Source organism: Lentzea sp. NPDC020367, from assembly GCF_044387305.1.
In the GTDB taxonomy this organism is placed as follows: domain Bacteria; phylum Actinomycetota; class Actinomycetes; order Mycobacteriales; family Pseudonocardiaceae; genus Lentzea.
The window spans coordinates 317,552-330,432 of record NZ_JBIRVV010000009.1; the positions used below are offsets into that span (position 1 = coordinate 317,552).

11 protein-coding genes are annotated in these 12,881 nt (G+C 64.6%); 6 read left to right on the forward strand and 5 right to left on the reverse strand.

All coding sequences use genetic code 11. The features are described from left to right. Positions 1 to 65 precede the first annotated feature (65 nt). Positions 66 to 335, reverse strand: a complete 270-nt coding sequence (locus ACH413_RS33500; protein ID WP_360047729.1) for a thioredoxin family protein — start codon at positions 333 to 335, stop codon at positions 66 to 68. 716 nt (positions 336 to 1,051) lie between these two features. Between ACH413_RS33500 and ACH413_RS33505 the strand changes: the two genes are divergently transcribed. The 3 genes from ACH413_RS33505 (at position 1,052) to ACH413_RS33515 (ending at position 2,638) form a co-directional block, all read left to right on the forward strand. Next, positions 1,052 to 1,573: a hypothetical protein gene (locus ACH413_RS33505; RefSeq protein ID WP_360047731.1), complete on the forward strand. Its 522-nt coding sequence runs from the start codon at positions 1,052 to 1,054 to the stop codon at positions 1,571 to 1,573. 79 nt (positions 1,574 to 1,652) lie between these two features. After that, entirely contained in the window at positions 1,653 to 1,859 is a 207-nt protein-coding gene (locus ACH413_RS33510) for an SsgA family sporulation/cell division regulator (RefSeq protein ID WP_360047733.1), read from the forward strand. A 542-nt stretch (positions 1,860 to 2,401) separates the two neighbouring features. After that, on the forward strand, positions 2,402 to 2,638 hold the full coding sequence (locus ACH413_RS33515; protein ID WP_360047734.1) for a hypothetical protein: 237 nt from the start codon (positions 2,402 to 2,404) through the stop codon (positions 2,636 to 2,638). 130 nt (positions 2,639 to 2,768) lie between these two features. Here the strand turns inward: ACH413_RS33515 and ACH413_RS33520 are convergent, their stop codons facing one another. Both ACH413_RS33520 and ACH413_RS33525 read right to left on the reverse strand, forming a co-directional pair. Next, positions 2,769 to 3,464 (reverse strand): type 1 glutamine amidotransferase domain-containing protein, encoded by a 696-nt coding sequence (locus tag ACH413_RS33520; RefSeq protein ID WP_360047735.1) that lies wholly within the window; start codon positions 3,462 to 3,464, stop codon positions 2,769 to 2,771. A 382-nt stretch (positions 3,465 to 3,846) separates the two neighbouring features. Further along, a complete protein-coding gene (locus ACH413_RS33525; RefSeq protein WP_360047737.1) occupies positions 3,847 to 4,662 on the reverse strand; it encodes an SDR family NAD(P)-dependent oxidoreductase in 816 nt (271 codons plus the stop codon). A 669-nt stretch (positions 4,663 to 5,331) separates the two neighbouring features. Between ACH413_RS33525 and ACH413_RS33530 the strand changes: the two genes are divergently transcribed. Beyond that, positions 5,332 to 6,648, forward strand: coding sequence for a M20/M25/M40 family metallo-hydrolase (locus ACH413_RS33530; RefSeq protein WP_360047739.1), 1,317 nt, complete (start codon positions 5,332 to 5,334; stop codon positions 6,646 to 6,648). Positions 6,649 to 8,699: 2,051 nt separating this feature from the next. Here ACH413_RS33530 and ACH413_RS33535 read toward each other — a convergent pair. Next, positions 8,700 to 9,146 (reverse strand): hypothetical protein, encoded by a 447-nt coding sequence (locus ACH413_RS33535; protein ID WP_360047741.1) that lies wholly within the window; start codon positions 9,144 to 9,146, stop codon positions 8,700 to 8,702. 1,326 nt (positions 9,147 to 10,472) lie between these two features. Between ACH413_RS33535 and ACH413_RS33540 the strand changes: the two genes are divergently transcribed. Then, complete coding sequence (locus tag ACH413_RS33540) at positions 10,473 to 10,835, forward strand: hypothetical protein (RefSeq protein WP_360047743.1); 363 nt, start codon at positions 10,473 to 10,475, stop codon at positions 10,833 to 10,835. Continuing rightward, positions 10,769 to 11,113 carry an FAD-dependent oxidoreductase gene (locus ACH413_RS33545; protein ID WP_360047744.1) on the forward strand — a complete coding sequence of 115 codons (345 nt, stop codon included), beginning with the start codon at positions 10,769 to 10,771 and terminating at the stop codon, positions 11,111 to 11,113. Before ACH413_RS33540 ends, ACH413_RS33545 begins: the two co-directional genes overlap by 67 nt. Here the strand turns inward: ACH413_RS33545 and ACH413_RS33550 are convergent. After that, positions 11,097 to 12,839: an ATP-binding protein gene (locus ACH413_RS33550; protein ID WP_360047746.1), complete on the reverse strand. Its 1,743-nt coding sequence runs from the start codon at positions 12,837 to 12,839 to the stop codon at positions 11,097 to 11,099. The genes ACH413_RS33545 and ACH413_RS33550 overlap by 17 nt on opposite strands. Between the last annotated feature and the right edge of the window lie 42 nt (positions 12,840 to 12,881).

Below are 12,881 nucleotides of genomic sequence, written 5' to 3' on the forward strand. Positions count from 1 at the left end.
CGCTTCTCGCGGAGCGGCCGGGCAGACTCCGTGACTCCGACCCAGGAGGAGAGTTTAGGGCTGGTTCAGCCGTGCGTGCCGATGTGTGGTGAACCAGCTTCGCTTGTCTCCACCATCCAGGCGTCGTACTCCTCCTGCATGTCGGTCGCAGCGAGATCGTCCGCCGCCTCCGCGAGATCCTCTGCAGAAATCGCGCCGGCGAAGCGGCGAGCCGGCCGACCGTCGCGGTATAACACAATCGTCGGCAATGCGCGCAAGCCGTGCGACTCCGCCAAGTCGTACCAGAGGTGCTCGCGGCGCGCAAGCGTGGGCAGCGGGCTGGAATCGTGGCGCACTGATGGACCGAATACAGCGCTGCTGCCTGTCTGCCCCTGTGCCCGGCAGGCGGTCATCTGACGGAACCCTTTGTGCTGTCCGACTTCGAACTGTCCTTACTCGGACGCCTGAACGAACGACCAGCTCCATTCGGCTGATGTCGCGGTACCGCACCTTGCCGTGCCGTTCATCGGTGAGTGAACGGTGGACGAGCTGCTGCCGTCGTGTGGCTGGGCGCTCGTTGCCGAGCTCATCTTTCTGCCAGTCCTCCAGAGACGATGAGGGCGACCATCGGCGAGCTCGGAACGTTCTCGACACCGCTGTCATGAACTTCTCCTGTGGTCGCGAATGTGGGCGCCACGGGAATCATCTCTTCTTCGTAATTCTTCCTGGCGGCTTCAAAATGTGTCTGATGAAATGTGGTAATTACGGTCCGTGGCGTGAGCGGCTTGAGGGGTGAACTGAGTCCGACGTGAACGCGTCCTTTGTGTGCGCATTGTAGAAAATTGAACATTTGCTGAGCGAAATCTGCTCTGGTTCAAGTGGTTGCCCCGGAGGAGGCGAGAAACCGGTGTGGCGTATGCGCTGCTGTCGCAGTTCTGCGGTGTCCAGCGTTTCTGTAAATGTATCCGAGTGCAACGAATTATGTCCTCAGGTGCTGTCGCGAGGACCATTGCTGCTCCGGCGGGGTCTACTTGGTCGCACGACTCCTGGTTCGGGGCTGGAGGGACGCCTGATGATCTGTTGGGACCGGTGCGGCGAGTCTGGTCAGGTCGGTGTCTTCAGCAGGTACGAGGTCGAAGTGCTGAACGGCTATGTCGCGGGATTGCTGAACCTGATCGAACGTCGCGGCAGGTCGTACGACTTGGTCACGACGAGATCAGGCCAGGAGGTGGGCGTGCCCACAGAACTCCTCGACGACCCGAGGATCATGGCTGTTCTGAAGGGTGAACTCGGCCGTGACGAGCCCGACTGGGTACTTGCCGCGGGCGAGTCACAGTGCCTCCGCGAAGTTGGGAGCTCCTTGCGCCGCATGGCGTCCACTCTCCCGGCGTCGGACGCCGTGGTGCATCTCCACTCCGCTGAGGACGTCACCGCGTGGCTGCGCTCGATCCTGTGCTTCGTCGCGTCGATCGAGTCCAGCGCGAACGAGGAAGGCGAGATCAATGGCAAGAAAGTGGACTCGACCGTGAACTGGTTGGTCGGGCTCTCCTGCTCACTTCAGAGCGCTGCGGCGAGCTCCGCTGCCGGATGGTGAATTCTGGATACGGATGTGATGCCATCCAACAAGATCGACGGCATCACACCTCCACGTGGCCCTGCTGTCATCGTCACGTATGACGCATCCTGCGCAAGTCGCCGGTCGCGTCCTGGTCGAGCTGAACGCGCCGACCGGGTTCGCCGTCCTCAGTGCCGGCGCCGAGGACGTAGCGGAATTTCTGGACAGCTCCTACGACGTCGTGCAACCAGGCGAGGAAGATCAGTGGATCGACTTCGGCCGCGAGTTGCGGAAGCTGGTGCCGACGATCGGCCGACGTCTTTGAACGGTGGTTCGTCGGCAGCGTCTGTCCTGATCATGGTCGACATCAGGAACCGCTGACCACGTTCGGACCGCCTGCGAACGCTCAGTCGTGGCGTTTGCGCCAACGCAGTTGCCAGGTGGTCAAGGTGCTGGAACGAGTGTCACTGGAGCCGAGTGACGCTGAAAAACGTGTTTCGCAGACCGGTTGGTCGTGACCCGTGACTGGGCCAAGGCGATCCCAGTTCGAATCCTGTCGTCCCGACGGTCTGCATCAGCCCGCTCATAGAAGCGTACTCCAGCCGGAAGCAAGCTGAGATGGCAGCGAAGTCCTTAGTGGACAGATGTGAAAGCTTGATCACCGAAGCGCCTCGACACGTTCGGAGGCCGCGAGCACTTCCGGCGCAGATCTGAGAGGAGATCGGGGCTGCCGGGGCCGCGATCGTGATCGCGGCCCCGGCAGCATGGCGCCGGTGGGCAATGACTTGTCGGCAAGCCACGACTCCGTCCGATCGGGTCTGAAGACGTCGTGGAGGAACGCAGCAGCCCTGCTGGTGAGACGCCGCGGTGGCAGTGGCGGATCTGGCGTTGTCGGGTGAACAGACCGACCTGCTCGACCAGGCCGCCCTGCCGGAGGTCGTGTGCACAGCCTGGTCTCGCACGTTGCCCGATCACCCCGCCGCCGCGCGACGCTGGACGCCCGCAACTGGATCGCGCGGCGTGAGGATGGTCCTCTGCGCGACCACATTCCGGCCGGTCACCGCGCTGGGCGACGTTCTGTACGCAGAGGGCGCGTCCACCTGACCATTACTGGTGGACGCAGCCGGAAACGCAGTCCCAGCAACCACTTGTCAGAACTATGCGCGTCCGCAGCGCTCAGGTCCAAACATGACGGGTGACGGGAACGATACGGCGGCCGCCGATCATCGGCACACTATTGGGCCTGCAGAGCCCTGATGACGGCTTCGGCCACCGCGCGGGCGCTGCCGGGGTTCTGGCCTGTGATCAGGCGACCGTCTTCGACGACATAGGTCGTGAACGGCTTGTCGGCGGTGCTGTAGTGGGCACCGAGCGCCTTCAACTCGTCCTGCAGACTGAACGGAACTGCGTCGGCTCGTTGGGCGAGCTCTTCCTCTCGCCATGAGAAGCCGGTCAGGTTCTTGCCCTCGACCAGGGGAGCACCGTTGCTCAGGGGGACGTTGAGCAGGCCTGCGGCACCGTGGCACACCGACGCCACGATCCGTCCGCTCTCGTGGAACTTCGCGGTCAGCACTCCGAGGTCGTCCGCACGGAAGTCGAACATCACCCCGTGCCCGCCGGTGAAGTAGATCGCGTCGTAGTCCTCTACGTCCGCCTCACTCGCTTTCTCGGTGTTCTTCAGCAGGTCCATGAACTTGCGGTCGCGATAGCGCTCGCCGGTACCCAGGTCGGCGAGCACGGTGGGGGAGAGGCTTTCCGGGTCGATCGGGACGTGTCCGCCCTGAGGACTGGCGATGTCGACCGTGAATCCGTGCCCTGTGACGTAGTCGAAGAAGTGGGTGAGCTCGCCGAGCCACAGCCCGGTGCGGTAACCGACCGCCTCGTACTCGCCTGCGTTCGTCACAATGGTCAGGATCTTGCCGGTGGCCATGGGCTCTCCTCGCGGTCGTGCCTTCGGGGTCGTTCGTTGGGCCGATGCTCACGGACGGCCGCCGCCCCGCGCACAGTCCACTTGAGACTAGTGCATCCGGTGAGTGTCGCTGACAGCCATCACTTCGCTGAAATCTCGCTCTACCAGGTCAAGCCCGGCACGGACGCGTTCCAGGTGGGGTGGCCTTCCACGCCCTGTTTCACCGCGGCGACCCGTCTCGTGTCGTCTCTGGACGAAGTGTGGTCCGGCGAGTTCGACCTGGTGGACAAGCGCTCGGACGCGCGTGGAAGGCGGGGTCGAGCAGGTGCGGGTAGGTGACCAAACCGCCGGTTTCAACGCTCGCCGACAGGACGGGCGTGATGGTCCCGTGCGCTGCTCGGCTTCAGGCCGAGCGCGACACGGTTTCCCAGTCCGCCCACGTCTTCAACCGCTCGGCGTACACACCCTGCACGATGTCGAACGCGCTGCCGGACAGCAGTAGCCGCCGGGGCGGCTGCTCGGCGTCGATCGCCGCGAACACCGCCGCCGTGGTGACGGCCGGATCGGACATTGTCTGCCCCGCTTCGGCCAGAGCGGCTGCCCAGTCGTCGCGCATGGTTTGGTAGGCGGGTAGATGTTCGGAGTGCACGGCTGATGTGACGCTTCCCTCGGTCGCATAGCCGCCAGGTTCGATCACCGTGGTCCTGATTCCGAAAGCCTCGACCTCCTGAGCCAGAGCTTCGGTAAAGCCCTCCAATGCCCACTTCGACGCGTTGTAGGCGCCAAGGGTGGGAAAGGCCGTCACGCCGCCGACACTGGAGATCTGCACGATGTGGCCGGAGCCCTGCCGGCGCATCAGCGGGATCGCCGCCTGGCTGACCCAGAGCGCGCCGAACAGGTTCACGTCGAACTGGGCTCGCACCTCAGACTCTGTGATTTCCTCGAGAAATCCCCAGTGAGCATAGCCGGCGTTGTTCATCACGACGTCAAGCCGTCCGAAGTGGGCATGCGCCTGTTGGACCGCGTTGAAGGCGGCGACCCGGTCGGTGACATCCAACCGAACTGGCAGGAACGCGTCGCCGTAGGTGTCGACCAGATCCTTGACCACGGCAGGGTTGCGCACCGCGGCAGCTACCTTGTCACCTCGTTGCAACGCGGCGACGGCCCACGTGCGGCCAAGACCGCGGGATGCGCCAGTGATGAACCAGATCTTGCTCATGCAGAATGTCCTTTTCTTGCGACATCGGGGATTTGTCGACGTCGGCAAATCTGACAGTCACTTCCGGCGGGCCATCCTCCTGGCGTCAACCCTAGGTCAAGACGAAATGCCAGAAGTATTTCGGAACCCCGGGAATGACAGAAAGCACCCCTGATCCGTATGACATATCCACTCGACGTGAAGGTGAAGGGGCGCGACCGCTGACAGGTAGATTGGGGATGGTTCGGTATTGGCAAACACAGGATGTGCGGGGTGAATTTGCATCCCGCTGTTCTGCCTGACCAGTTGAACTCTGGTTGATGTGCGGTCGTTTACCAGACCGGGGCCACTGGTAGCGGAGCACAGGGTGGTCACCTCGTCCGGTTTCGGTGACGCCGTACAACGCCTCCATCGAGTTTCGTTCTCTTGCGCTAGTGCACCAATCACCAGTTCCGCAGACAAGTCGTAGTGAAACGACGTGCCCAAAGGTGTCGCAGGGCGGGCACCGGAGAACCATGTTCGGGCCGGTATACGACCCAGGTTCAGATTTGGATGCATCGTCTGTCTTGTCTCGATACTTCGTGGTCGGGGCGACGGTGCCGTATCCGGCGTCACATCTCGGCTATGGGCGCGGTGTGAATTCATCTACTCGGATGGAATCCGCGCCCACTTTCGGTGAAGAGGAACTCGGTGAGCACAGGGCTGGAGCGAGCGCAGGACGAGGTCGTCACGCTGGTCAGCGAGCTGATCAGGATCGACACCACCAACACCGGTGATCCCGCGACGCTGGTGGGGGAGCGCGAGGCCGCGGAGTGGGTGGCGGAGAAGCTTGAAGACGTCGGTTACGAGACCACTTATGTCGAGTCGGGTGCGAAGGGTCGCGGCAACGTGGTCGCGCGGTTGCGGGGCGCTGACCCAAGTCGCGGTGCGTTGCTCGTGCACGGGCACCTCGACGTGGTGCCGGCGGACGCGTCGGAGTGGTCCGTGCACCCGTTCTCCGGTGCGGTGCAGGACGGGTACGTGTGGGGGCGTGGCGCGGTCGACATGAAGGACATGGTCGGCATGTCGCTCGCGGTGGCCAGGCACTTCAAGCGGGACAACGTCGTGCCGCCGCGCGACATCGTGTTCGCGTTCCTCGCCGACGAGGAAGCCGGCGCCATGTTCGGGTCGCAGTGGCTGGTGGAGAACCGGCCCGAGCTGTTCGAGGGTGTCACCGAGGCGATCAGCGAGGTCGGCGGCTTCTCGATCACGCTCAAGGACGACGTCCGCGCGTACCTGGTGGAGACGGCCGAGAAGGGCATCCGCTGGCTCAAGCTGCGGGTGAAGGGCACCGCGGGGCACGGCAGCATGATTCACCGCGACAACGCGGTCGCGAAGCTCGCCGCCGCCGTCACCAAGCTCGACCAGCACCAGTGGCCGTTGATCATCCGCCCGTCGGTGCGCGAGTTCCTCGACGGTGTAAGCGAGATCACCGGCCTCGAGTTCCCCGACGACGACATCGAGGGCTCGATCGGCAAGCTCGGCGCGCTGTCGCGGATGATCGGCGCGACGCTGCGCGACACGGCGAACCCGACCATGCTCTCCGCCGGGTACAAGGCGAACGTCATCCCGTCGACCGCTGAGGCCACTGTGGACTGCCGGATCCTGCCGGGTCGCGAGGAAGCGTTCGACCGCGAGCTGGCCGAGCTGCTCGGGCCCGATGTGGAGCGGGAATGGCTCGGCGCACCAGCGGTGGAGACGACGTTCGACGGCGCCCTGGTGGACGCCATGACCGCGTCGATCATCGCCGAGGACTCCGGCGCGCGTGTCCTGCCGTACATGCTTTCCGGCGGCACGGATGCGAAGTCGTTCCAGCAGCTCGGCATCCGCAACTTCGGCTTCTCGCCGCTGAAGCTGCCACCGGACCTGGACTTCTCCGGGCTCTTCCACGGCGTGGACGAGCGCGTGCCCGTCGACGCTCTGAAGTTCGGCGTGCGCGTCCTAGACCGTTTCCTGCGCAGCAGCTGAGGTCGACACCTGCCGATCGGCACGAGGCGTTGTGCATCCGCGGGTCGCGGTGCCGCGACCCGCGGATGCACGGATCGGCTCGCGACCCGGTAGGCGCGAATGATCGTCACCTCGCTGGTGTTGCCGGCAGCATCGGTGGTCTTGACCCGCAACGAGGCGAGTTGCGCGCTGGGCTGGTGCACGACCTCGGCGATGTCGTCGGCCACGGTCATCTCCCGCCACGTCGCACCGTCGTCAAACGACGTCTCGACGACGATGTTTGTGACTGCGGGCGTGCACTCCTGGTGCTGTACCCCCAGCGGAACTCGCAACGTCTGTCCCGTGCGGCGTTGTTCTCCAGTTCGGGGGGCCGCCAGTGGTGTCAACCAACTACAGTTCTGTCAGGCCGCTACCACGGCCGCGCCGACCAACCCGCCGCAGTCAGCGCAGGCACCCACGGCCACGCCGCGCTCACAGCGGCCCTCAAAGCGTCCCTGACGACGTAGGCGGCCGTAAGCCACCGCTGGCATAGCCGGACGGTCTCCACGATTGCCAGGAGGACCAGAAGCGCCGTGCAGGACGCCGTGCCGACAAGCGCCCTGCAGAGGAAGACCCCGCCGTGGCCCACCGGGCACGCGCGTCGGCCTTCAGATCCAAGTACGACACCCACCGCCAACCCTTGGCGATCCACCGCCCGACACCCCTGGTCAGAAACCAGCTCAAGCGGGCTGTGTCACAGGGGCGGAACGCACCCGAGACGCGATCACCGACCGCGCCGGGCACCATCGCCTCAAGGCCTCGAACACACCTCGCCGCGGCCGCAATCACGGGATGAGTTTTCCGTTACTGGACAACAGGTTTTTCGTCGTCGACAAACTGTCCATCTAGGACTTTCGGGCGAGTTCAATGCTTGAACTTTCAAGATCGTCATCCACGCTGGCCTCGACCCTGAAGATGATCACTCGTAGCCGTCACCGTGAGCGCCCGGACAAGCACGCAAGACGCCGGCAACGCGGGCACCAACAAGGCCGCCAGACGACCCCACCCCGACGCGCCTGGGTAAGTCAGCACCAGCCACTGAACATCAGCGATCAACTCCGCGCCGACACGCACCCGGCCCGTCAGCGACAGCAGTCTCACACCAGCACGGGCCGGCTCAGCCGCCTTACTCGCCCGCCGCACCGACAACCGCCAGCAGATCCACGGCGCCACCACGGCGACCAGCCCCGCCAGCAAGAGCGGCGGAGACAACTCGATCCCGGTCATGGCCGCTCACCCGACCTCGTGCCACGGTCGCGCCGTTCCTCCGACGCGTCGAGCTCCGCACGGCGCGCGTACTCGGGCAACAGGCCTCACGCACTCTCAGGCTCGTAACTGCGATTGCGGAAATCCCACTCCAGGCGCTCCCGCTGAACCGGGTACTCCGCGCAGGCCCGCGCGGCCAACTCCTGAGCGGCCCGGAACTCTCCGGTCCACTCTGGATACTCGCCGCTGGTCGACAACTACCCGCTCAGACCGTGGTTGCGGACCTGGTGCATCAGCTAGTCATCCGGCGATCCCGCGCACTCGTCGAGTTCAGCGGTAACCCGCTCGAAGATCTCGTTCGTCGGATCACACGCCCGGACCGGGCGTATGCCAGGTGTCGAATCGCGCCAGTCGTAATCCATGCTCGACCACGCCACCGCGCCACCGGCAGGTTGCCGACACGAATCGCATGGCACACCGCGTGCACACTGCCACCAGTCAGCCACACCACTTTCTTGAATCGATAGAACATCGGAACACGAGAAGCGAATGGTGTTTGAGCCTTTGCTTGAGGATTCGACCTGCGGATTCACTGGCCGTGACTCACGTAAGCGGGAGTGGAGCAGCGGTGCCCATGTCGCTTTCGGGATTGCGGTATGTCCGGCGGGAATGTCGCAGGTCAAGGCATGCGCAAGCCCTGCGACATTCCGAGAAAGATTATCTATTGCCGGTAGGGATGTTGATTTAACTACCCCGAGGCCTCAATTATGTGACCTGCTACTGGCGCCCAACTGGCATTACAGCCGGCAGGAAAGGGAACTCAGTTCTCAACACTTTCTCCAGCCGTTCCAATATCCCGTATTCTGGTATGCGCGATACTCCGTGCACCAATGTCCACTACCGTAGACGTTGACAACGAGTCGTCGAGCCTCGAGGCTGCCGTACGCCTCGACGATGTTGTCGGCCCTGCCGTCGCCTGGCATCTCAAGATTCCGACTCTTGACGATCTCTTTTCCAAATGCCTCCACCCAGATGTGCCAAATTTCTTTATTTGGCGCGATGTAGTACCTCTCCACAACGTTCCATGCGCCGGCATGCTCGGCGACTCCGTAGTGATTTGTCACTTCTTTCGTGCCGCACATCTTTGTGTAAAATTGAGTGTAGAATTTTTCGCGGCACGATGCGGCCGAAGCGGTCGGCGTAAATGCAACTGAAAGTAGCAGTATGGCCAGCGAGGTAATTGATGAGATTTTTTTCAACCTGGTTGCCTTCATTTAGGAGGCCTCTAATCTGTCGGGCATTCTCGTCAGGGTGGATACTGTCTCGGCAGTATAGTGCTTCTTGCGCCTGGGATGAATGTCCATAGGTGTGCTAATTCATGTCCGGCGTGCCATTGAAAAACTTTATCCGCGGCTGCGTCGCCGCGACCCGGTAAAGTTCCTGAACGGATTCGCCTTGAGCCTGCGCGCCGCGCCATCCAGCTGAGACATCGCCCGGTTGGTTGTCCTCTTTGGTGGTCGAACCGGACCACGGGCATCGGCACTTGCCTGAGATCGGCTGTGAACTTCGACCGGAACGTCCACACGCCGCTGACGCTGGCGCCCGTTGGGAGTTGGCTCGCTCAAGACGCAGTTCTGCCCGGTGGCAGGCTTCCTCCGGCGATACCTCGAAACCGGCCGCGTCGCTTGGAGACCTGGCCCACCCGAACGCCGTCGCGGGACAGGAGACCTGCCCTGAGATGACGGCGACCGTCCCTCGCCGTTGTTGTCATCGGTGAACATCGGGCAAGGTCACGAGCACGGTGTCCTCGAAACGCCCGAGTGCCGGCATCAGAGCAGGACGGAGACGCGTCGATGGTCTGACAACGGCACTGTTGGCCGCCTGGTGCTCGGTGTGGCCTGCGGTCACCTGATGGAACGGGCTTTGCTGCTCAACCTCTGGTCGTCCATGCTCAGAGATCACGATGACTCGCCAACTCCAATCGGCTGCCGCCGCGGTCACGAAGTCCCACACCGTGCGCGTGACGTCGATCGGCTTCCCCGTTGTGAGCCGGTTGCTGCCGTCGTGTGGATGAGCGTCCGTGGAGTGCTTCGCTGCCGCTGCCTCTGTCTACGGGACGCTCACGTTCACCGGCGCCGTCAGTGCGGCCGACAACGCCCCACGCCCTGGAGAGGGACCGCGTTCGGTGACATTCCCTTCCGCGCCAACACACTCCTCACGATCGGCGAGATCGGCAGGACCAGCGACATCGTCGTCCAGCATGGCCGCCTTGGACACCTGCTGAAGTTCCCGCGAACTGGGCCAACTTCTCCGCGGAACCCACGAGCGTGGCAGGTTCCACGACCTCAGGACATGACGTCGGAGGGATCACCGTTCCGGGTGAACGACGATCCCGCCGGTGAACGCAGGCGGCTTCATCTCCACCACGGGCAGCCATGCCTCTCGCAGATCAGATCCAGTCTGCTTTCGTAACAGCGACTCGCGGCACTCGACAGGCCTGCCGAAGCGTGTGCGCGGTGCGATCGCGGCGGATTTCCTCGGTAGATTCGCGGCGGCCCAGCGTTTCAGCGGCGCCAGGCTCTCGCGACGGCCTCTCGCCGTTGGACCTGCTCAAGCACGGACGGGCCGAGGTCGAGGGCTACGGCGGAGAGATCGTCAACGACAACGTGCGCGGCGTGACCAGGACCGGCGACGGGTTCGCCGTCGAACTGGCCGAGCGCACGGTGCACGCCCAGCGTCTGCTGTTCGCGACCGGCATGGTCGACGAGGTGCCGGACGACCTGCGCGAACGCTGGGGCCGCGACGTCTTCGGCTGCCCGTACTGCCACGGCTACGAGGTCCGCGACCAGAAGCTCGCGGTGTTCGGCGAGGAGATGAAGGTGAAGCTGGTCCGGCAGTGGTCGGACGACGTCACCCACGTGCCGACGGCATCGAGGTCGAGGACGACCGGCTGGTCGCGGTGATCTCCGGCTCGGACCGCATCCCGGCCGACGCGCTCGTGTACTCCGCACCGGTCAAACCGCGCGACGAGTTCCTGCTCGCGTTGGGTGCCGAAACCGTAGAGACAATGGCAGGTCCGTTCGTGCGCACGGACGCCAAGGGCCGCACGAGCGTGCCCGGCGTCTACGCGGCGGGCAACGTCACGGACCCGACGGCCATCGTGATCGTAGCTGCCGCGCAGGGAGCCCAGGCGGCCGCAATGATCAACGTGGACCTGCTGGGCCTCATGCCGGCAGGCTGATCCGGAACGTCGAGCCCTCGCCGAGCGTGCTCGTCACCGACACCGTGCCGCCGTGCGCCTCCACCAGGTGCCGCGTGATCGCGAGCCCGAGCCCGCTGCCACCCGTGCGGCGGCTGCGGGACTTGTCCGCGCGCCAGAACCTGTCGAACACGTGCGGCAGGTCCTCGGGCGCGATGCCGGTGCCGGTGTCCGTGACCTCCAGGATCGCCTTGTCTTTCCACTGGAACAGCTTCACGACGACCTCGCCACCCGGCGGTGTGTAGCGCACGGCGTTCGCGACGAGGTTGCCGAGTGCCTGCCGCAGCCGCACCGGATCCGCGCTGAGGTGCACCGGCGTGGTCTCCGCGCGCAGCAGGATCTCGCGGTTCTGCTGCGCGTTGACGACCTGGTCCACGACGTCGTCGAGCGCGATCGGTTCGGGGTGGAGCCTGAGCGTGCCGGCGTCGGCCTGGGCGAGGTCGTGCAGGTCGTCCACGAGTCGTTGCAGGAGAAGGGATTCCTCCAGCAGCATGTCGATCAGGTGCGGGTCCGGTTCGGCCAGCCCGTCCTGCGTCGCCTCCAGCCAGCCGGTGATGTTGCCCAACGGCGTGCGCAGCTCGTGCGCGACGTCGCTGACCATGGCCTGCCGCTGGCGTTCGGTCTCGGCGAGCTTCTCGGACATGGCGTTGAACGACTTGGCCAGCTCGCCGATTTCGCCCGCGCCGCCGTCCACCCGTGCGGTGCGATCGCCCTCGGCCGTGCGTTTGGTGGCGGCGGTGAGCGCGCGGATCGGCCGCACGAGCTGCGTCGCCGTGACCCAGGACGCGAAGCCGGCAATCGCGAGAATCCCCAATGCCATCAACGTGATCTGCTGGGTGCCGGTCGTCGACAGGTCGATCGCCTGAGGCGCGCCGGAGGTCGGTTCGGTGATGTACAGGTGCGCGTACTCGGCCACGAACGGCCGCAGCTGCTCCTTGCGCGCGCTTTCCAGGCACTCGGCGACCGGTGGTTCCGAGTGCCTGGTCATCAGGACTTCCCAGTCCAGTGTGAACTGACTCGCCTTCGAGTCGAGCGGCCACTGCCCCGGAAGGCGGCTAATGCACCCCTTCCACAGCTCCAGGAGTTCGGCGTAGGCGTCCAGCTCCGTCTTCGTCAACAGACGGAGCGCGTTGCCCGCCGGACAGGTCTTCTCGTCCCAACGCTCCTCTCGCCCCGGCTCGTCGGTCGACACTCGAGGCCTGCGGTTGGGGGCTTCCACGATGGTCACGTTCTGCTGCTTCACGCACTCGAGAACACGCTGGGCGGTGTTGTCCAGCTTGTCGTGCTCTTCGTCGGTGAGCACGAACGGTCCGACCGCGCGAGGGTCGATCTTGCTCGTGGCGCCCGCTTTGAGCACCACGTCGACGTTGAGCGGGTCGATCGAGACCTTGGGGGTGAGCGGCAACGGCGGCGAGCCCGCAGTGCCGGTGTCGATCAGCGTCTTGCCCCCGCGGTCGGTCAGCGCGAGCCGACGGCCGTACTCGCGCGCCAGACCATCCACATCGGACTCGGCCTCGACCCAGGTCTTGTGCGTGGCAGCGATGCCGAGCAGCTTGTCGTAGATCTCCGCGTCGGTGCGCAGCGCGTCTCCCTGCTCCTGCCGGATCGCGCCGGTGGTCGCCTGGCTCGCGAGCCACGCCGTGACCGCGATCGAGCAGGCCGCGATCACCAGGGAGAACAGGAAGAACCGGACGAGGAGGCTTTTCATACGAGCTTGTATCCGATGCCGTAGACGGTGAGAAGTCGTTCC